This window comes from Nocardia arseniciresistens (genome assembly GCF_046764875.1).
In the GTDB taxonomy this organism is placed as follows: domain Bacteria; phylum Actinomycetota; class Actinomycetes; order Mycobacteriales; family Mycobacteriaceae; genus Nocardia; species Nocardia arseniciresistens.
The window spans coordinates 644,534-663,512 of the sequence record NZ_JBKORD010000001.1 but is presented as its reverse complement, the minus strand read 5'-3'; the positions used below and the strand labels follow the sequence as shown (position 1 = coordinate 663,512).

Here is an 18,979-nt window from a genome sequence, read left to right as displayed (position 1 = left end):
GATCGCGCCGGTCGAGCGGGTGTTCGACCGGCGCGATCACCGTGCGGTGCTGGGTCAGCCGGCATGCCCGGGGTCGGTGGGTGGCCGCTCGGGAGGCGTGGCCGGTGCCGGTGGCATGGGTGCCTCCGGCGCGGCAGGCGGCGATGCCGCCGCGGGTGCGGGATCGGGAGATGGCTGCTCGGAGGCGTGGTCATCGGACGCTCGTGTGATGACGATGGGCATGCGAAGCGGTATGGCGATGGGTCCGTCCGGGCGACTGCGTACCCACTGGGCGATAGCGGCGATAGCCGAAATCACAGCCATCCCTCCGGCGAGCCACGCCCACGTGGTGAGACTCGCGGTGGTCCAGGTGTATCTCTTGAGGCCGGGCAGCGCGTAATTGCCGTTGCCGGAGGCCCAGCGCATCAGCATGCCGACCTGGCTCCCCAGATCCCGCGCGCTGGCGTTACCGACCATGGCACGCAGGTCGGGCAATTTGTTATTCATGTGGACGAGGGCGAAGACCAGGAAAAGTGACACGGCCACCGTGGAACCCATCACCAGAGCGGATAGCGCCTGAGTACGCGCCCGGAGATTGATCATCGCGGCGGAGACAGTGATGACGACGGCGATGCAGGCGAGCACGGCCCACATGCCGTTGATCTTCGCGGTAGGCGGTGGCGCTCCCGACCAGAGGGCCACGAGGGAGCTGGATATCTGGAATTTTCCGAACGGGGTGGCCGTGATCCGGCCGTCGGTCGAGGAAGCGTCGACCCATGGCTCGAAAAGCCCGAAGAGTGTGATGATGTTGCCGACCGCGGCAAACAGGTAGCCCCAATGGCCACGGAACACGGCGAGGTGTGGTTTGAGCCACGCGACGACTTTCGTGACGTCGACCTGACGTCGTGAGGTACCGCCTGTCGTTTGGCTGGGCAAAATGGTCTGCGCCTGTTGGGTTCTGCCCGTTTTCCAGGGCGTTGGCTGCACCATCGGTCCAAGATTAGAACCCGACAGCGTAGGGCGTCGGTAGGACCTCACCGCCCGTGGGAAGGTCGAAATCTTTGGGAGTACACGCTGGAGCGCTGCTGTGTTGCGGCGGTCGCGTACCCGTCCCTCGCCTGTATGAAATTTCCGTATGAAATCGTTTGTCGCACTTCGACAATCGAGCAATTGGAGCACTCGCTGGACGGGTGCTCTACATGTTCGAGATTTACGGTGTCGCTGGGGGCGGATCGGGAGTGGGAGCCGGAGCGGGGTTTGCGGCACGCGGCGAAGTGACGACAGAAATGCGCATCGGCAGGTGGACGGAACCGGCCGGTTGGTTGCGGATCCACTGGGCGACAGCGGCTACGGCCGAAGCTACCGCCATCACGGCGGCGAACCATGCCCAGGCGGTGAGACTGGCGGTGGTTATGGAAACCTTGGTGAGGCCGGGTACCGGGTATTGCCCGTTGCCGGAGGCCCAGCGCATCAGCAAGCCGATTTGGCCGCCGAGATCCCTTGGGTTTCCGTACCCGAGCATGTCCCGCAATGCCGGGCCTTTGTTATTCAAGTGGACCATGGCGAAGACGACAAAAAGTGCCGTGGCTACCGAGGTGCCGGCCACCAAATGGCGAAGTGCTTCGGTGCGTGCCCGAAGATTGACCACTGTGGCGAAGATGGTGATGGTGATGGCAATGGTGGCGAGGACTGCCCACGTGCCGTTGATCTTGACTTGAGGTGGTGGCGATCCGGACCAGAGGGTCACCAGGGAGCTGGATATCTGGAGTCGCCCAAAGGGATTCGCTTTTATTCTGCCGTCGCGCGCGACGGCGTTTATCCACGGTTGGAACAGCGTGATGAATGTGATGATGCTGCCGACAGCGGCGAACACATAGCCCCAGCTTCCTTGGAGCGAGGCTAGGTGCGGTCGGAGTGTGGCGATGACTTTCGCGACGTCGATCTGGCGTCGCGGCGCACCACGTGACGTGGGGTTGGGCGGCTCGGCCTGCCCTTGTGGATTATTGTCGCCCGCTTGCCAGGGAGTCGGCTGCACCATTTGCCCGAGTGTAGGAATGGGCAGCGATCGATGCCCATCCTGGACTTACTCCCTGTGGGAAGTCTGTTGTGTTAACGACTGTTGTATGCGGGGGTGTTCGAGTACGCGTTCGACCAATGCGGTATCGCAGTGCTCGATGACTTCGGTGAGCCGACCGTTCGCGAGGCGGAAGATCATGCAATAGGTCTGTTCGTACGGCTCGCCGCGCGTGGTGATGCCATGGCCGCTGATCTGGGCGACGACGCGGTCGTCTTCGGCAATGATGAAGTCGGCCGTGCTCCGATATTCGGTGAACTGTGTCATGAGTGGGCGCAAAAGTTCCTCGAGGACAACCACTTTCGGCTCCCAACTACCGGACCATGACCAGTTGCCAGGGAAGGTCCAGCGAAAGTCCGCTGCCATTGATTCGCTCATCGCCTGCGTATTGCCCTCGGCCATTCGGTCGAATATGTGCTCGATCAGTTTCTTGTTTTCGGCTGCACTCATGACTTCGACGGTATTGCGGAGCCAGGGCATGCGACAAACGAGACTCTCGCATGTTTGGTATGACTGGTACACATGGGTGAGTTCACGATCGTCGGGTTGCGGGTGGTTACCGAGGCGGCCAGGTGTGGGTCGTTTTCGAACGCTGCCGAGAACCTCGGGTACACGCAGTCGGCCGTATCCCGGCAGATCGCCTTGATGGAGCGGGCGGCGGGGAAGCCGTTGTTCGAGCGGCATGCTCGCGGGGTGCGGCCGACGGAGGCGGGACGGATCGTGCTTCGGCATGCGGAAACGGTGCTCGGTGGACTCGGCGCCGCGCGCAACGACCTCGATGAGCTCGCATCCCGTCCGCCCGCACTTCTTCGTGTCGGCGCGTTCTCCACCGCCATGGCGGCGCTGGTGCCAAGGGCCATTGCCACCACCGCCGCCCGAATCGCACGGGTACCACTGCGGGAAGGGACCAGCCCGCGGCTACTCGCCGCTGTCGCTCGCGGGCGACTGGATCTGGCCGTGGTCACCGAAACGCGGAACCTGCCCGACGGTGTCGAGGTCGAACCGCTGCTGGAGGACCCACTCCTCATCGCGGCCGCATCCGGCCATGCGCTCGCGGACCGCGTCAGCGTCACCTCCTCCGAGTTGCGCGGTGCGCGCTGGATCGCGGGCAGCACCGAGCTGAACAGCACCCTGCTCGGCGCGTTCGGCGACGCCACCTGGGAGCCGGACATCGCGTTCGTCGCGCGCGATTGGTTTGCCAAGATCGGGCTGGTCGCGGCGGGCATGGGCATTACGGTGGTGCCGGGCATCGCCGTGCCGGTAGTTCCTCCGAACATCGCACTCATCCGCATCGACCATCCCTCGGCAGTGCGAACCACGGCCGTCGTCTATCGCGCCGAGGCCGCGGACGCTGCCCCGAGGCGGATGTTCACCGAGGCGCTACGTGATGTTGCGGCCGAGCTGTCCGCCGAAGTGCGGCAGCGGCTTCGGTAGCCGTGGCCGCAAATTCGCCGCCGACGGGACGCGCGTGAGTAGGGTGGCCCGATGACGCGGACTACCGTCGAAATGCCCCTGCGTTCGCTCGTCGAGCACCTGCGGATACGAGTCGCGGCGTGTGCCCGTCGGTACGTGCTCGGTATCGCGGGGCCGCCGGGGGCCGGTAAGTCCACGTTGTCCAAGTCCATTCGGGACGAGTTGAACCTGCGAGCCGGTTGCGTCATCGCCGAGATCGCACCGATGGACGGCTTCCACCTGCCGAACGCGGTGTTGCGCGCGACCGGAGACCTCGAGCGCAAGGGCGAACCGCACACCTTCGACGTCGACGGATATCTAGAGACGCTGCGCAGGCTGCGCGACACACCGATCGGCGAGACGGTGCCGTGGCCGACCTTCGACCGCGCCATCGAGGAACCGACGCCGGCCGGTGTCGTTTTCGGCGGGCACGAGATCGCGATTACCGAGGGCAACTACCTGCTCCTGGACGAACGAGAATCCAGCCCCTGGTCCCGGGTGCGCGCACTGCTCGATGAAGTCTGGTACCTCGACGTCGACCGGGACGTGATCGAGCATCGGCTGATACGCCGCCACATTCGCGGTGGTCGCAGCGTCGACGCCGCTCGGATCAAGGTGCACGACAGTGATCTGCCCAATGCCGGCCTGATCGCGGGCACCAGGGACCGTGCCGATCTGGTCCTGCGGCAGCGCGAGGGGCGCTACTACGCCGCGCAAGCCTGAGGCTTCGACGCGGAGCCGACACTCGACCGGGTAGCGGCGGCCCGGCGAGTGCTACGACCGGACGGCACGGTTGGGCCGATCATGGACAGATGAAGCAGTCTCGGCAGATCTCCGGGCGCGCGCATGTCACGTGGAACGTGGCCACCGTCGTATGTGCTCTGCTGCTCTACTACTGCGTCCCGCTCGAGTTCACGCTGGGCGACGATTGGCCCGCAAAGGTCGCAGGACTTGTCGCCTTCCTGGTGGGCGTTTTCGGATTGATCTGGCTGACCTGGCAGCGGGTCGGCCGATACATCGAGGACCCGGGGGCGACCAGCGGGCGCGTCGACGGCGTGTTGTTCGCACTGTGCGTGGCGGTGATGTTCTTCGCGTTGTTCTACTACATTCTCGAACTGCGGAACCCGAGCCAGTTCGAGGGGCTGAGCACCCGCACCGACGCGCTGTACTACACGATCATCACCCTCGGCACGATCGGTTACGGCGACGTGCACGCCGTCGGCCAGGCGGCCAAGGTGGCGACCATGGTGCAAGTGGCCTTCGATCTTGTCGTGATAGGCACCCTTGTCGCGGTTGTCAGTACCAGCGTCAGCCGTCGCATCGAAGCGGCAGCTGTTCGAAACACTGAGCGTGACTGAGGTTCCCGAGATATCAGCGGTTGGCGCGATACCAGTGGATCAGGGCGTCGGTGGAGGAATCTCCTTGGGGCTCGGGGTCTTCCGGTGCGGTGAGTAGCGGGGCGACCGCGAGGGCCTGCTGCTTGCCGAGTTCGACACCCCACTGATCGAAGCTGTCGATGCCCCAGATGGTGCCCTCTACGAAGACCTGGTGTTCATAGAGGGCGATGAGCTGGCCGACCACCGACGGTGTGAGCTGCGGGGCGAGGATGCTTGTGCTCGGTCGGTTGCCGGGCATCACCTTGTGCGGCACCACATTCGGGTCAGTACCTTCGGCGATGATTTCCGCGGCGGTTTTGCCGAAAGCGAGCACCTTGGTCTGGGCGAACAGGTTGCTCATCAGGATGTCGTGCATGCTGCCGGTGCCGTCGCGAGTGGGCAGATCGTCGGTGGGGCGGGCGAATCCGATGAAGTCCGCGGGGATCAAGCGGGTGCCCTGGTGCAGTAGTTGATAGAAGGCGTGCTGGCCGTTGGTTCCCGGCTCGCCCCAGAAGATTTCGCCGGTCGAGGTGGTCACGGGGGTCCCGTCGGCGCGTACCGACTTGCCGTTCGATTCCATGGTCAGCTGCTGTAGGTAGGCCGGAAACCGGGCCAGGTCATTCGAATAGGGCAGCACCGCACGGGATTCCGCGCCGAAGAAGTTCGAATACCAGATTCCGAGCAGGCCGAGTAGTACCGGGCCGTTCGCCTCCAGTGGTGCGGTGGCGAAATGCTTGTCGACGGCATGCATTCCGGCGAGAAACTCGCCGAACCGTTCCTTGCCGATCGTCGCCATCACCGCGAGGCCGATAGCGGAATCTACGGAGTAGCGTCCGCCGACCCAATCCCAGAACCCGAACATATTCGCGGTGTCTATACCGAATTCGGCGACCCGCTCGGCATTCGTCGATACCGCGACGAAATGGTCGGCGACGGCGTCCTCGCCGAGCGCGGCCACCAGCCAGCGACGTGCTGCGGTGGCATTGGTCAGCGTCTCCAGCGTCGAGAAGGTCTTGGACGCAATGATGAACAGCGTTGTCGCCGGTTCGAGCCCGTCGAGTTTCGCGACCAAATCGGCAGGGTCGACATTCGAGACGAACCGCGCGCCGATCCCGGCGTCGGCGTAGTGGCGCAGCGCGCGATACACCATCTCCGGGCCGAGATCCGATCCGCCGATGCCGATATTGATCACCGTGGTGATCGGTTCACCGGTGGCGCCGCGCCACTCGCCCGAACGCAGCGAGTCGGTGAATTCGCCCATCCGCCGCAGTACCTCGTGCACCTCGCCGACCGCGTCGGTGCCGTCGACGATCAGTGATTCACCGGCGGGCAGGCGCAACGCGACGTGTTCGACCGCACGGTTCTCCGAGGTGTTGATGTGCTCACCGCGCAACATCGCGTCCCGACGCTCGGCGACACCGGCCTCGCGCGCCAATTCGATGAGCAGATCAAGTGTTTCCCGCGTGACGCGGTGCTTGCTGTAGTCGATGTGCAGGTCTGCCACCTGGACGGTCAGCTCACGACCGCGTGCGGGATCGTCGGCGAAGAACTCGCGCAGGTGTCGCTCGGCGATCGCGCCGTGGTGGTCGTGCAGTTTCCCCCATGCCGCCGATGCGGTGATGTCGCTGCTCACGTTCGCGAGGGTACAAGCACGTGATCCGCCGCGCAGGGATGGACCGCAAACTTCGGCGGGTGTTGGACTGTCTGTCACCGCTGTCGAGGGATTTCCGCGCCGACGGAAAGTGCGGTCGGCATAGGCTGGCGCAATGGTGTCCGAACGCGAACTACTTCAATCAGTGCCGACGCAGTTGTGGATCGGCGGGCCGGTCCATGCCACCGGTGGCGGCACCTTCGAGGTGCACAATCCGGCCACCGGGGAGGTGTTGACCCGTGTCGCGGACGCGACCCCGGAGGATGCGGTTCGCGCACTGGACACGGCCGCCGCGGTGCAGGCGGATTGGACGGCGACGCCCTCGCGGGAGCGTGGCGAGATCCTGCGCGCGGTCTTCGAGGCGATTACCGCGCGGTCCGAGGAATTCGCGCTGCTGATGACCCTCGAAATGGGCAAGGCGCTGCCGGAGAGCCGCAACGAGGTGCGTTACGGCGCGGAGTTCTTTCGCTGGTTCAGCGAAGAGGCCGTGCGGGTGCACGGACGCTACCTGCACGCGCCGTCGGGTACCGGACGGATCATGGTGCACAAGCAGCCGGTCGGGCCGTGCCTGGCGATTACGCCGTGGAACTTCCCGCTCGCCATGGGGACTCGCAAGATCGGTCCCGCGCTGGCCGCCGGTTGCACCATGATCGTCAAGCCCGCTTCGGCGACCCCGCTGACCATGCTGCTGCTCGCGAAGCTGTGCAGCGAGGCCGGTCTGCCCGATGGTGTGCTATCGGTGATCACATCCAGCCATTCCGGTGCGGTGACGCAGCCGCTGCTCGACGATCCTCGGCTGCGCAAGCTCACCTTCACCGGATCGACCGAGGTCGGTAAGAAGCTCGTACAGTCCTCGGCCAACGGGCTGTTGCGCACCTCGATGGAGCTCGGCGGCAACGCACCGTTCGTGGTGTTCGACGATGCCGATATCGATGCGGCGGTGCAGGGCGCGATGCTCGCGAAGCTGCGCAACGGCGGCGAGGCGTGCACCGCGGCAAATCGCTTCCATGTGCAGAACGGTGTACTCGAGGAATTCACGACCAAGCTCGTCGAGGCGATGTCGAGCGGTGTCACGCTCGGCCCCGGCACCGATCCCGAAACCACCCTCGGCCCGCTGATCAGCGAGGACCAGCTGAACATCGTCAGCGAACTGGTCGAGGACGCGGTGTCCGCCGGCGCTCATGTGCGCCTTGGCGGCAAGGCGCCGGGCGGTCCTGGCTGGTACTACCCCGCGACCATTTTGAGCGAGGTGCCGCCGCACGCAAGGATCCTGCGCGAGGAGGTCTTCGGGCCCGTCGCCCCGATCATTGGTTTCGAGACGGAGGCCGAAGGGCTCGCCGCCGCGAACGACACCGAATTCGGCCTGGTCAGCTACGTCTACACCCGTGACCTCGAACGTGCCCTTCGCGTCGCCGAGGGTCTGGAAAGTGGCATGGTCGGCGTCAACCGTGGTGTGATCTCCGATCCCGCCGCGCCCTTCGGTGGTGTGAAGGCGTCGGGCTTCGGCCGCGAAGGCGGCATCGAGGGCATCGAGGAGTACTTGTCCACCAAGTACATCGCGCTCACCTGAGCACTGTTCCCAGACGCGAAACGACCGCCCCGGGGGTGGACACCCGGGGCGGCCTTTGGGAAGTGCGGAGGTCTTTCGATCGCCGCACGAGTTTTTGGGGCCGCGCGTCGCGGCCGATATCAGCCGCCGTGGCGGCTGGTCAGTGGCCGAGGCGGCCGCGGCCGAGGCGAAGCAGCAGCATCGCGAGGGTGTGGCCTTCCTGACCGAGTGCACTGAAGCGCTCGAGCACCTTCATCTCACGACTGTGTACGAGGCGGGGTCCGCCGGAAGCCATCCGCGTGCGGCCGATGATTCGGGAGATCTCGGTCCTGCGCTTGATGGCGGCGAGGATTTCCGCGTCGAGCTGGTCGATCTCCTTGCGGAGCTTCTCGATCTCCGCCTCAGAGTGCGGGAGAGCCGAGTCGGACCCGGTCGTCGTGGCAGGCGTGCTCATCATTCATCTCCTCGTGTCAGAACATCGATCGGCTTGTGAGCCGAGCTCGTTACCGATCGGTTCCTTCACCGTGCGACAGACCTATTTGGGTGTCGCATTGTCCCCCCGGACGGGCGCTCAGGCGTTAGGTCCGTCATCACGATATCCGGCTGTCAACCGTATCGGATATAGCCCCGGCGCGCAGATCATGTAGTGAGTCTGCCACGGGTCCGAAGCAATGCAAAACACTTCTATTTGTGAATCTGCTGAGAACGACGTCGCGGATCTGCTGCCCACAGCGTGCTACAGAGGTTCACTCGTCATCGCCGACAGGGTACCGAAAGTACATCGACGCGAACCGGGACTTCATCTCTGTCGGTGGCCGCCGGTAGCGTTGATGGACGATGGACATCACGGTGGCTCCCCAGATGCAGGCCGGGCAGACTCGGCACCAGGACTCAGCCCAGAAACCGCAGGTCGGCGATGGTCGAGCCGTGGATTCGGCGCAGTCTCCTGAACAGCGCCGTCTCGAAAGGGAGCAACGCAAGGCCGAAGAGGCCGAGCGGCTACTCGAGGGTCTCAACCCGCCACAGCGCGCCGCTGTCGTACACACCGGCGCGCCGCTGCTGATCGTGGCGGGCGCGGGCTCGGGCAAGACGGCCGTGCTGACAAGGCGAATCGCCTACCTGCTCGCCGCGCGCGGCGCGACGCCGGGACAGATCCTGGCCATCACCTTCACCAACAAGGCTGCTGCGGAGATGCGGGAACGCGTCATCGGCCTGGTCGGCCCGCGTGCCAACAACATGTGGGTTTCCACATTCCACTCCAGTTGCGTGCGGATCCTGCGCATGCAGGCGGCCCTGCTGCCCGGCCTGAATTCCAATTTTTCCATCTACGATGCCGACGATTCGCGGCGACTGCTCACGATGATCAGCCGCGACTTCGAACTCGATGTGAAGAAATACTCTGCGCGGCTGTTGGCGACCGCTATCTCGAATCTGAAGAACGAGCTCATCGGGCCCGCGCGGGCAGTGGCCGACGCCGAATCCGACGAGACCGAGCTGCCGGGACTTGTCGCCCGGGTATACACCGAATATCAGCGCCGATTGCGTGCGGCGAACGCGATGGACTTCGACGATCTGATCGGCGAATCGGTGGCGCTTCTGCAAAACCACCCGCAGGTCGCGGAGTACTACCGGCGTCGCTTCCGGCACGTGCTCGTCGACGAATACCAGGACACCAACCACGCGCAGTACATCCTGGTGCGTGAGCTGGTCGGACATCACACGGCCGCCGCGGAATCCGGTGATGCTGAGCAGGCTCCCGACGCGGTGGCGCCGAGCGAGCTGTGCGTAGTCGGTGACGCCGATCAGTCCATCTATGCCTTCCGCGGCGCGACCATCCGCAATATCGAGGAATTCGAACGCGACTTCCCCGATGCCGAAACCATCCTGCTCGAGCAGAACTACCGGTCCACCCAGCACATCTTGTCGGCCGCGAACGCGGTGATCTCGCGCAACGAGAACCGTCGGGACAAGCGGCTGTGGACCGACTCCGGCGAGGGCGATCTCATCACCGGCTACGTCGCCGACAACGAGCACGACGAGGCCTCCTTCGTGGCCAGGGAGATCGACCGGTTGGTGGATGCCAAGGAGGCCACCTACGGCGACGTCGCGGTCTTCTATCGCACCAACAACAACTCGCGTGCGCTGGAAGAAATCTTCATTCGGATGGGCCTGCCGTACAAGGTGGTCGGCGGCGTCCGCTTCTATGAGCGCAAGGAGGTGCGCGACATCGTCGCCTACCTGCGTGTGCTGGAGAACCCCGAAGATGCCGTGAGCATGCGCCGGATTCTCAACACTCCGCGCCGGGGCATCGGCGACCGCGCCGAGGCGTGTGTCGCGGTGCATGCCGAGCAACGCGACATCGGTTTCGCCGAGGCGCTGCGCGATGCGGGCGCGGGCAAGGTCGCGCTGCTGAATACTCGCGCACAGCGGGCGATCGCCGGGTTCCTCGAACTGCTGGAGCAGATTCGGGCGGCGGGTACACAGGTGGAGCTGGACTTCCCCGATGTGGGGAATGTGGTCGACGCGGTGCTCGAGCGCACCGGTTACCGCGCCGAACTGGAGGCGTCCGACGACCCACAGGACGGCGCTCGGCTGGACAACCTGAACGAACTGGTCAGCGTCGCAAGGGAATTCAGCTCGGAGGCCTACAACAACGCGGCCGCGGCCCGCGAAGAGGGCCTGGTGCCCGATGCCGCCGACGGCGAACCGGATCCCGGTTCGCTCGCGGCCTTCCTGGAGCGGGTCTCGCTGGTGGCCGACACCGATCAGATCCCCGACGAGGGCGCCGGCGTGGTCACGATGATGACACTGCACACGGCAAAGGGGCTCGAGTTTCCCGTCGTATTCGTGACCGGCTGGGAGGACGGACAGTTCCCGCACATGCGCGCACTCGGTGACCCCGCCGAGCTTGCCGAGGAACGCCGCCTCGCCTACGTCGGCATCACCCGAGCAAGGCAAAGGTTGTATCTGAGCCGCGCGGTCGTCCGCTCCGGCTGGGGCCAGCCCGTTTCGAACCCGGAATCCCGCTTCCTGCAAGAGATTCCGAGCCACCTGATCGACTGGAAGCGGCTGGAGCCGAGCGGTTCACCGCTGACCAGGAGCATCCGGCGGCGCGGCGACGACGACGGCGTGGAACGGGATTGGACCCGAGGCGACGGCTGGAACGAGCAGCGCCCCGGCGTGCGCGGCGACCGAGGCCCGCGCCGCCCCGCACCGGGCACCGCGACCCGCAACAATGCCGATCTCGTACTCGCTGTCGGTGACCGAGTCACCGACGACAAGTACGGCCTCGGCCGGGTTGTCGCCGCCGAGGGCTTCGGACCACTGGCCACCGTCACCATCGATTTCGGTACCGCGGGCAAGATCCGCCTCATCCCGCAATACAGCCGTACCCTGGTCAAGCTCTAGACGGCAGTAGGTCGCTCGAGGCCTCGTCGAGGCTCGGGGTAGCGGAAGCGGAATACGGCCTCGCGCAACACCGTTGAGGTGGCGTGCCTGCCGGTGAGGCCGAGCGCGGGGGCGGTGCGCAGCGGCACCGCACCGACCGTCGGTAGCGCCGCGGGGGTGGGCGGACGGTGCAGGTGCCTGCGCAGTGCCGTCATCAGTTCACGGTTTCGGACGGGGAATTCGGTGGCCGCCACCAGGATTCCGTTCGGCAGTGTGCGGTCGGGGTCGAGTCCGATGGCGGCGCGGACGATGGTGAGCCAGTCTTCGGCGTGGATCCAGCTGAACCACTGTTCGCCGCTGCCGACCGGCCACCGAGGCCCGCCTTGGCCAGTTGGCCGAGGCGTTCGAGCGCGGGGGCCTGCCCCGTGCACCGCCCCGACGAACCGGTCACTCAGCAGATAGTCCCCGGTAGTGCCGACGGCAACCGGCCGTGCAGCCGCACCGAAGCGACGGCGGCATTCCACTCCGGCCACCTGTTCGGATCCCCGATCGATCGAGCGGGGATCCGTCCCAGCGAACGCCACCCGCGCCGAGGGGCGGGTCCGCTCTAGTCGCGCTGGATGCCGAGGCTGATGCCTCGGGTGGCCAGCCAGGGCAGCGGGTCGATTTTGTCGGAGCCGTTCAGCCAGACCTCGAAGTGGCAGTGCGGACCAGTGGAGAAGCCACGGTTGCCGATGGTGGCGATCTGATCGCCCGCCATCACCCGCTGACCCTGTGACACCGTCGCGGTGTCGATGTGTCCGTAGATGGTGACGGTGCCGTCGTCGTGCAGCAGCCGTACCCACATGCCGAATCCGCTTGCCGGGCCGGCTTCGAGCACGGTGGCGTCGGCGACCGCATAGATCGGGGTTCCGATCGGGCCCGCGATGTCGACACCGAGGTGCTGGACGCCCCAGCGGGCACCGTAGCCGGAGGTGAAATTGCCCGCGGCGAACTTCGTGAACAGCGGGCGAAGCTTGGCGTTTTCTTCGGCGGCCAGATCCTGGGCGTACTTCTGGCCCTTTTGCAGGATGTCGTTGAACTGGCCCAGGTTGGTCGGGGCTACGACATTGAGCACCTGCGGCGAATCCGGTGCGGCGGTGGGGTCGGTCACGCTGACCGACTGCGCGGCGATCTCGTGGATCTGCCCAGCGGCCTCGTAATCGACGGACTGCGAAGGCATTTCGGGCGAGGCGAAAGCGGCCTGGCCCGCGGCGACGACCGCACCCGCGGCGACGGCGACGACCGCGGCGCGCCCCTTGAGAGCGGTCGGGGGTGCCGGCATCCGGTGTGCCCCACCGCGCCGCTGCGAGCGGCGTCCTGGGATCACGGTGGGAACGGCACGGGATTCGGCGTCGTCTGTCTCGTGTTCTTCCCACGAGTCGTCGGCGTCGGGGCTCCAGGAGTCACCGGTATCCGGTGTCCACGAGTCGTCCGCGTCGGGCGTCCAGGAATTGTCGGCGTCGGGCGCCCACGATTCCTCGGATGACCAAGCGCCGCCGTCGGACCACGAATCCCGCTGTGACCACGACTCGTTCGCGGACCAGGTTTCGTCGCGGTGATCGCCTGCGGAGGGGAAGTCGTATCCGGCATGCGCTCCGGCGGCGGGGACCGCGTACCGGGCGTCGGCCTCTGGAGGTGCCTGCCTGCTCTGATCGGCGTAGCCGCCGAACGCCTCGTCGTCGGCGCGATAACGATGACCGGAGCGCACGCGATTAGAGGAGGGGAGGGTGGAGCGATGGTTCATCGGATGTGCCACATCATGGAGCGGGAGATGTTCGCGGTATCTGCGGAACGGCTCTCCGTTTGCGGAGTGCTGTGCTGCGCCAAGCTTGCCGTCCTCCTCGTCGTGACCGTGTTGTGACATCGACCGCAATGACGGTAACGAAACGATTGCGGAGTCCGCAAGCGCTGCGCGCCCTCAATTCAAACATGTGACATTGATCACGGTAACAGCACGGAATATCGCACATTTCACTGGGCACTCGCGTGAGGTCGACAGACGACGTCCTGTAGTAGAGGGCAACCTTTCCCGGGTTCGGCGGGTCTACCTGGAGCCCCGTATGGAAGCTACTCGCGAGTAGCCTTGGCCAGCGGTTTTCCCGGCCTTGGCGTCGGCCCGTGACCTGCGCCACTTACGATGAATGTGGCCGATTGGCCGTCCATCTGACTGGTTAGAGTCCGACCCGACCCGCTTCCGACCATTTCGAGCGACCTGCAACCAGCCGCTACGGGTGTCGGGCCACCAACAAAGACGTTGTCATAGCAACGCAGACGAGACGGTGAGTACATGGATCTCTTCGAATACCAGGCGAAGGAGCTCTTCGTTAAGCACGGAGTGCCTTCGTCCGAGGGCCGCGTCACGGACACGGCCGAGGACGCCCGCGCCATCGCGGAGGAACTCGGCAAGCCGGTGATGATCAAGTCTCAGGTGAAGGCCGGCGGCCGCGGCAAGGCGGGTGGCGTCAAGTACGCCGCCACCCCGGATGACGCGTTCACGCACGCGCAGAACATCATCGGCCTGGATATCAAGGGCCACATCACCAAGAAGATCCTGGTCGCCGAGGCCAAGGACATCGCGGAGGAGTACTACATCTCCTTCCTGCTCGATCGTTCCAACCGCACCTACCTGGCCATGTGCTCGGTCGAAGGTGGCATGGAGATCGAGGAAGTCGCCGAGACCAAGCCGGAGCGGCTGGCCAAGGTTCCGGTCGACGCGGTCAAGGGTGTCGACCTCGCGTTCGCCCGCTCGATCGCCGAGCAGGGCCACCTGCCCGCCGACGTGCTCGACGCCGCGGCCGTGACCATCCAGAAGCTGTGGGAGGTGTTCATCGGCGAAGACGCCACCCTGGTGGAGGTCAACCCGCTGGTGCGCACGCCCGACAACGAGATCCTCGCCCTCGACGGCAAGGTCACCCTCGACGAGAACGCCGCGTTCCGGCACCCGGACCACGAGGCGTTCGCGGACAAGGACGCGACCGACCCGCTCGAGCTCAAGGCCAAGGAAAACGACCTCAACTACGTCAAGCTCGACGGTGAGGTCGGCATCATCGGCAACGGCGCGGGTCTCGTCATGTCCACGCTCGATGTGGTCGCCTACGCGGGCGAGAACCACGGTGGCGTCAAGCCCGCCAACTTCCTCGATATCGGTGGTGGCGCCTCGGCCGAGATCATGGCCGCGGGCCTGGATGTCATCCTGAACGACACACAGGTCAAGAGTGTGTTCGTGAATGTCTTCGGTGGCATCACCGCGTGTGACGCGGTCGCCAACGGCATTGTGAAGGCGCTGGAAATTCTTGGCGCCGAGGCGAACAAGCCGCTGGTTGTCCGTCTCGACGGCAACAAGGTCGACGAGGGCCGCAAGATCCTTGTCGATGCCGCGCACCCGTTGATCACACTTGCGCAGACAATGGACGAAGGCGCCGACAAGGCCGCCGAACTGGCTTCCCGGTAAAACCGAGCCAAGTAAGGAATAACCTCAAATGTCTATCTTCCTTAACAAGGACTCGAAGGTCATCGTCCAGGGCATCACCGGCGGTGAAGGCACCAAGCACACCGCACTGATGCTCAAGGCAGGCACCAAGGTCGTCGGTGGCGTCAACGCGCGCAAGGCGGGCACCACCGTCGCGCACACCGACTCCGATGGCGCCGCGGTCGAGCTGCCGGTCTACGGCACCGTCGCCGAGGCCATCAAGGAAACCGGCGCGGATGTCTCCATCGCGTTCGTGCCGCCGAAGTTCGCCAAGGACGCCATCATCGAGGCCATCGACGCGGAGATCCCGCTGCTCGTGGTCATCACCGAGGGCATCCCGGTGCAGGACACCGCCTACGCGTGGGCCTACAACGTGGAGAAGGGCAACAAGACCCGGATCATCGGCCCGAACTGCCCCGGCATCATCACCCCCGGCGAGTCGCTTGTCGGCATCACTCCGGCCAACATCACCGGCAAGGGCCCGGTCGGTCTGGTGTCGAAGTCCGGCACGCTGACCTACCAGATGATGTTCGAACTTCGTGACTTCGGCTTCTCCACCGCCATCGGCATCGGCGGCGACCCGGTCATCGGCACCACCCACATCGACGCCATCGAGGCGTTCGAGAAGGACCCGGAGACCAAGCTGATCGTGATGATCGGCGAGATCGGCGGCGACGCCGAGGAGCGGGCCGCGGCCTACATCAAGGCCAACGTCACCAAGCCGGTCGTCGGCTACGTCGCGGGCTTCACCGCCCCCGAGGGCAAGACCATGGGCCACGCAGGCGCCATCGTCTCCGGCTCGGCGGGCACCGCCCAGGCGAAGAAGGACGCGCTCGAGGCCGCAGGCGTCAAGGTCGGCAAGACGCCGTCCGAGACCGCAGCGCTTGCCCGCGAGATCCTGGAGAAGGCAAGCATCACCGCCTGATTCATCGCAACCGCACGAAGGCCGCTTTCCGGTGCACGGAAGGCGGCCTTCGCGGTACCCGGCGGGCGCGATCCCGACACGGCGTGCCTGTCGTCGTGGACGTGCCACTGCACCGCTGGTGGCCCGGGTGCGAATCGTTATGGAGTCGGGACCGCCATGCCATACCAGGCACGGAAGGCTTGATCAGGTCGCCCGGCCGGTTCGTCAAGGATGACCTCGCCCGGCCGGTGCAGTAGCGTCAATTGAGATCCAGCCGTCTAGAACCGCACGACTCGACCTAGGAGACGACGACATGTCCTACCCGACCGGGGGCTCTGGGTACAACACACCCGCGACGCCCTCCGTTCCTTCCAGCCTCGGCCAGTCGGCGGGTAGTACCGGCACAAGTACGAGCACTTCCGGATCCGACGGCAAGGGCCTGCCGTTCCTGCTGACGGCATCCGTCGCGGGCCTCGGCGTGCTGAACTTCCTGCTCGGGTTCCTGCCCTATGCGGCGCGCGACGGGATCAATCCGGTGACCGGCGCCAAGATCGCGGGTGAGAGCGCCAACTCCTTTGAGGTTCCGCTGACGTCGCTGCTCGCGCTGCTGCTGCTCGGTGGGATACTCGCCGGACTGTCGCTGCTGCCGAAGCAGCACTGGATCGGAGCGGCCGCCGCGGCTTCGGTCGCAGGCTTCCTCGGACTGATGTTCCAGTCGTTCTTCCTCTCCGACGGGGTCGAATTGAAGTGGGGCGCATGGGTTGTGCTCTTCCTCGCCCTAGTGCAGGCGGCCGCCGGCATCGCCGCGGTGCTGTTCGAGGCGGGCATCCTGACGCCGCCGGCGCCGAAGCCCGCCACACCACAGGGCCCGCCGAGTGGTTTCGGGCAGGGCGGCTATGGCCAGCAGCCCTCGGGGTTCGGTCAGCAGCCGTCGGCGTTCGGCCAGAGTCAGCCGGGTCAGTCCGGCTTCGGGCAGAGTCAGCCGGGCCAGACCTATGGCCAGCCGTCCTATGGGCAGAGTCAGCCGAGCCAGCCCACCTACGGGCAGAGCCAGCCGGGCCAGCCCGCATACGGGCAGAGTCAGCCGGGTCAGCCCGCATACGGGCAGAGTCAGCCGGGTCAGTCCTACGGCCAGCCGCAGCCCTACGGCCAGCAGCCCGGATACGGTGCGGCGCAGCAGGGTTCGCCCTACGGTTCGCCGGCCGCCACACCTCGGCCCGATGAAAGCGCCACTCAGAACTTCGGCGCCCCGCAGCCCGGTCAGCAGCAGTACGGTGCGCCGAGCTACGGCCAGGGCCAGCCGCAATCGGGCCAGCCGCAGCCCCAGCAGGGCCAGCCGTTCGGCACCGAGCAGGGTTCCGACCCGGCCTCGGACGCCACCCAGGCGTTCCGTCCGTCGGACGACAACAAGTAGTTACGCCGCTCTCCCGGCGCCGCGCCCATCGCATTCGGGCGCGGCGCGCCTGACCCGCTCGCGCCGAGGGAGCTGCCACGCTGAATTTCTATGAGCTCCCCGAAATCCTCTTTTGTTCGCCCGGCCACCGGGTCCCGTGGCGCGCCGGATTATTCGGTGCGCAGGTCGCGTAGCGCCGCTGCGGCACCGGGCGACGGCGACGAGCACGGATTTCTCTCGCTGACTCCGGAACGTGCCAAGGTCTTGGTGTTGGTCGCCGCCCGTCCGACGGCTCTCACACTGACCGCCGTCATCGTCCTCGTGCTCGCCACGTTGCTCGCCTCCGGCAGCAGCCTGGCCGGGACCTCTGGTGCGATCGCCGCGGGTTGGCTTGCCGCGCACCAGGTTCCGCTGGTGATCGGCAAGACCTCGCTGGGACTGCTTCCGCTGCTTCCGACCGGCCTGCTGGTCTGGCTGACCGGACGTGAATGCGCACGCGCGGTGGAGCCCAACAGCGGTCGCGCCGATCTCGGCTGGATCCTCGGCGCGGCGCTGGCCGGGCCGCTGCTTGTCACGGCGGTCTGCCTCGCGGTCGCCGAAGATGCCTCCGGAGTCATCGCGCTGCAACCGCCCAACACTCTCGCCACGTTCGGCTGGGTCGGCGGTGTGCACCTGATCGCCGCGTCGGCCGGGCTTGCCAGCCGCAATCGACGCAGGGTGTTCACACTGCTGCGGATGCCGGACTGGGCCGTCGCGGGGATCTTCGGTGCGAGCAGGACCGTGGTGCGCCTGCTCGCCTGCGCCGCCGCGGTCACCGTGGTGTCATTCCTCGCGCACGTGTCCCGGATCGGTGACTCTTACCAATTGGCAGGCAATGCCGCGGGGGTCATCGGGCTGACGCTGCTCTCGCTCGCCTATCTGCCGAATGTCGTCGTCGACGCCGTAAGCGTGCTGATGGGCGCGAGCACTCAGTTCGGCGACGCGTCGGTCGGCGTGTTTTCGGTTGTAGGCGGGCCGATTCCCGCGGTGCCGGTGCTTGTCGCGGTGCCGACCGGGCCCGCAGCGGGGTGGTGGCCGGTACTGCTGCTGATTCCGGCAGCCGTCGGTGTGCTCGGCGGGCTGGACAGTGCGCGGACATCCACCGACCGGATCACCGCTCCATGGGCGACGCTGTCCTCGGCCGGTCTTGCCAGCGTGCTGCTCGCGTTGCTCGGCGCTGTCGGGGGCGGCGAGCTCGGCACCTTCGGCAGGATCGGTCTCGACCTGCCGGTGTTCGCGGCGGCGAGTTTTCTCTGGCTGGCCATCGCGGGCTATGCGGGACTGGTGTTCGGCCGTCTGTTCGTCATCCCGGTCGGCACACCGAGTCCGGAATATCACGCGGACGACGACTACTACCCCGATGACGAATACCGCGACTATCACGACGACGGCTACGCCGATGACGACTATCACGACGAGTACGCGACCGACGACTACGACTCCGACGACTACGACTCCGACGACGACTATTTCGACGACGAATATCAGCACTACGACGGCCCCGACCTGGAGGTAGAAGTCGAGGGCGAGCTCGTCGACGAGCAGCCTGCCCTTGCCGAGCGCGGGTCGGCGGTGGCCGGCGATACCATCCCGGACATCGTGGATGCCGAAGTGGTCGAGTCGGACCTGCCGGAAAGTGACCCGGTGGACGGTCGTTAGGCTCT

General features: G+C 65.9%; 16 protein-coding genes. 9 read left to right on the top strand and 7 right to left on the bottom strand.

What is annotated here, in order from left to right; translation table 11 throughout:
• Positions 1 to 54: 54 nt before the first annotated feature.
• From ACLMAJ_RS03070 to ACLMAJ_RS03060, 3 genes are all read right to left on the bottom strand, one after another.
• A complete protein-coding gene (locus ACLMAJ_RS03070; protein WP_412011891.1) occupies positions 55 to 969 on the bottom strand; it encodes a hypothetical protein in 915 nt (304 codons plus the stop codon).
• Positions 970 to 1,189: 220 nt separating this feature from the next.
• On the bottom strand, positions 1,190 to 2,017 hold the full coding sequence (locus tag ACLMAJ_RS03065) for a hypothetical protein (RefSeq protein WP_412011890.1): 828 nt from the start codon (positions 2,015 to 2,017) through the stop codon (positions 1,190 to 1,192).
• A 45-nt stretch (positions 2,018 to 2,062) separates the two neighbouring features.
• Complete coding sequence (locus ACLMAJ_RS03060; protein WP_412011889.1) at positions 2,063 to 2,503, bottom strand: nuclear transport factor 2 family protein; 441 nt, start codon at positions 2,501 to 2,503, stop codon at positions 2,063 to 2,065.
• Positions 2,504 to 2,575: 72 nt separating this feature from the next.
• On the opposite strand from ACLMAJ_RS03060, the gene ACLMAJ_RS03055 reads away from it, so the two are divergent.
• From ACLMAJ_RS03055 to ACLMAJ_RS03045, 3 genes are all read left to right on the top strand, one after another.
• A complete protein-coding gene (locus ACLMAJ_RS03055) occupies positions 2,576 to 3,487 on the top strand; it encodes a LysR family transcriptional regulator (RefSeq protein ID WP_412011888.1) in 912 nt (303 codons plus the stop codon).
• Positions 3,488 to 3,538: 51 nt separating this feature from the next.
• Positions 3,539 to 4,228, top strand: coding sequence for a nucleoside/nucleotide kinase family protein (locus ACLMAJ_RS03050; RefSeq protein WP_412011887.1), 690 nt, complete (start codon positions 3,539 to 3,541; stop codon positions 4,226 to 4,228).
• An 89-nt stretch (positions 4,229 to 4,317) separates the two neighbouring features.
• Positions 4,318 to 4,863, top strand: a complete 546-nt coding sequence (locus tag ACLMAJ_RS03045; RefSeq protein ID WP_412011886.1) for a potassium channel family protein — start codon at positions 4,318 to 4,320, stop codon at positions 4,861 to 4,863.
• A gap of 13 nt (positions 4,864 to 4,876) precedes the next feature.
• Here the strand turns inward: ACLMAJ_RS03045 and pgi are convergent, their stop codons facing one another.
• Positions 4,877 to 6,514 carry a glucose-6-phosphate isomerase gene (gene pgi / locus ACLMAJ_RS03040; RefSeq protein ID WP_412011885.1) on the bottom strand — a complete coding sequence of 546 codons (1,638 nt, stop codon included), beginning with the start codon at positions 6,512 to 6,514 and terminating at the stop codon, positions 4,877 to 4,879.
• A gap of 133 nt (positions 6,515 to 6,647) precedes the next feature.
• Between pgi and ACLMAJ_RS03035 the strand changes: the two genes are divergently transcribed.
• The gene (locus ACLMAJ_RS03035; protein ID WP_412011884.1) at positions 6,648 to 8,102 is read left to right on the top strand and encodes an NAD-dependent succinate-semialdehyde dehydrogenase; all 1,455 of its coding nucleotides are present in this window, start codon (positions 6,648 to 6,650) and stop codon (positions 8,100 to 8,102) included.
• Between the two features lie 139 nt (positions 8,103 to 8,241).
• Here ACLMAJ_RS03035 and ACLMAJ_RS03030 read toward each other — a convergent pair whose 3' ends face one another.
• A complete protein-coding gene (locus ACLMAJ_RS03030) occupies positions 8,242 to 8,535 on the bottom strand; it encodes a chorismate mutase (RefSeq protein WP_412011883.1) in 294 nt (97 codons plus the stop codon).
• A gap of 383 nt (positions 8,536 to 8,918) precedes the next feature.
• On the opposite strand from ACLMAJ_RS03030, the gene ACLMAJ_RS03025 reads away from it, so the two are divergent.
• Complete coding sequence (locus ACLMAJ_RS03025; RefSeq protein ID WP_412011882.1) at positions 8,919 to 11,489, top strand: UvrD-helicase domain-containing protein; 2,571 nt, start codon at positions 8,919 to 8,921, stop codon at positions 11,487 to 11,489.
• Here the strand turns inward: ACLMAJ_RS03025 and ACLMAJ_RS03020 are convergent.
• Both ACLMAJ_RS03020 and ACLMAJ_RS03015 read right to left on the bottom strand, forming a co-directional pair.
• A complete protein-coding gene (locus tag ACLMAJ_RS03020; RefSeq protein WP_412011881.1) occupies positions 11,486 to 12,001 on the bottom strand; it encodes a hypothetical protein in 516 nt (171 codons plus the stop codon). The two genes, ACLMAJ_RS03025 and ACLMAJ_RS03020, sit on opposite strands and share 4 nt — an antisense overlap.
• Positions 12,002 to 12,075: 74 nt before the next feature.
• Complete coding sequence (locus tag ACLMAJ_RS03015; protein WP_412011880.1) at positions 12,076 to 13,254, bottom strand: M23 family metallopeptidase; 1,179 nt, start codon at positions 13,252 to 13,254, stop codon at positions 12,076 to 12,078.
• Positions 13,255 to 13,797: 543 nt separating this feature from the next.
• On the opposite strand from ACLMAJ_RS03015, the gene sucC reads away from it, so the two are divergent.
• The 4 genes from sucC (at position 13,798) to ACLMAJ_RS02995 (ending at position 18,974) form a co-directional block, all read left to right on the top strand.
• On the top strand, positions 13,798 to 14,961 hold the full coding sequence (sucC, locus tag ACLMAJ_RS03010; protein WP_412011879.1) for an ADP-forming succinate--CoA ligase subunit beta: 1,164 nt from the start codon (positions 13,798 to 13,800) through the stop codon (positions 14,959 to 14,961).
• 28 nt (positions 14,962 to 14,989) lie between these two features.
• Positions 14,990 to 15,904 (top strand): succinate--CoA ligase subunit alpha, encoded by a 915-nt coding sequence (gene sucD / locus ACLMAJ_RS03005; RefSeq protein ID WP_412011878.1) that lies wholly within the window; start codon positions 14,990 to 14,992, stop codon positions 15,902 to 15,904.
• A gap of 292 nt (positions 15,905 to 16,196) precedes the next feature.
• Positions 16,197 to 17,297 (top strand): DUF5336 domain-containing protein, encoded by a 1,101-nt coding sequence (locus ACLMAJ_RS03000; protein WP_412011877.1) that lies wholly within the window; start codon positions 16,197 to 16,199, stop codon positions 17,295 to 17,297.
• A gap of 90 nt (positions 17,298 to 17,387) precedes the next feature.
• Positions 17,388 to 18,974 carry a cell division protein PerM gene (locus ACLMAJ_RS02995; protein WP_412011876.1) on the top strand — a complete coding sequence of 529 codons (1,587 nt, stop codon included), beginning with the start codon at positions 17,388 to 17,390 and terminating at the stop codon, positions 18,972 to 18,974.
• Positions 18,975 to 18,979 lie beyond the last annotated feature (5 nt).

Coding starts and splice junctions, on each gene's coding strand:
- ACLMAJ_RS03070 (WP_412011891.1), bottom strand. CDS start 969: ATGGTGCAGCCAACGCCCTGGAAAACGGGCAGAACCCAACAGGCGCAG.
- ACLMAJ_RS03025 (WP_412011882.1), top strand. CDS start 8,919: ATGGACATCACGGTGGCTCCCCAGATGCAGGCCGGGCAGACTCGGCAC.
- ACLMAJ_RS02995 (WP_412011876.1), top strand. CDS start 17,388: ATGAGCTCCCCGAAATCCTCTTTTGTTCGCCCGGCCACCGGGTCCCGT.
- ACLMAJ_RS03055 (WP_412011888.1), top strand. CDS start 2,576: ATGGGTGAGTTCACGATCGTCGGGTTGCGGGTGGTTACCGAGGCGGCC.
- ACLMAJ_RS03045 (WP_412011886.1), top strand. CDS start 4,318: ATGAAGCAGTCTCGGCAGATCTCCGGGCGCGCGCATGTCACGTGGAAC.
- sucD (WP_412011878.1), top strand. CDS start 14,990: ATGTCTATCTTCCTTAACAAGGACTCGAAGGTCATCGTCCAGGGCATC.
- ACLMAJ_RS03065 (WP_412011890.1), bottom strand. CDS start 2,017: ATGGTGCAGCCGACTCCCTGGCAAGCGGGCGACAATAATCCACAAGGG.
- ACLMAJ_RS03000 (WP_412011877.1), top strand. CDS start 16,197: ATGTCCTACCCGACCGGGGGCTCTGGGTACAACACACCCGCGACGCCC.
- ACLMAJ_RS03050 (WP_412011887.1), top strand. CDS start 3,539: ATGACGCGGACTACCGTCGAAATGCCCCTGCGTTCGCTCGTCGAGCAC.
- ACLMAJ_RS03060 (WP_412011889.1), bottom strand. CDS start 2,503: ATGAGTGCAGCCGAAAACAAGAAACTGATCGAGCACATATTCGACCGA.
- sucC (WP_412011879.1), top strand. CDS start 13,798: ATGGATCTCTTCGAATACCAGGCGAAGGAGCTCTTCGTTAAGCACGGA.
- ACLMAJ_RS03035 (WP_412011884.1), top strand. CDS start 6,648: ATGGTGTCCGAACGCGAACTACTTCAATCAGTGCCGACGCAGTTGTGG.
- ACLMAJ_RS03030 (WP_412011883.1), bottom strand. CDS start 8,535: ATGAGCACGCCTGCCACGACGACCGGGTCCGACTCGGCTCTCCCGCAC.
- ACLMAJ_RS03015 (WP_412011880.1), bottom strand. CDS start 13,254: ATGAACCATCGCTCCACCCTCCCCTCCTCTAATCGCGTGCGCTCCGGT.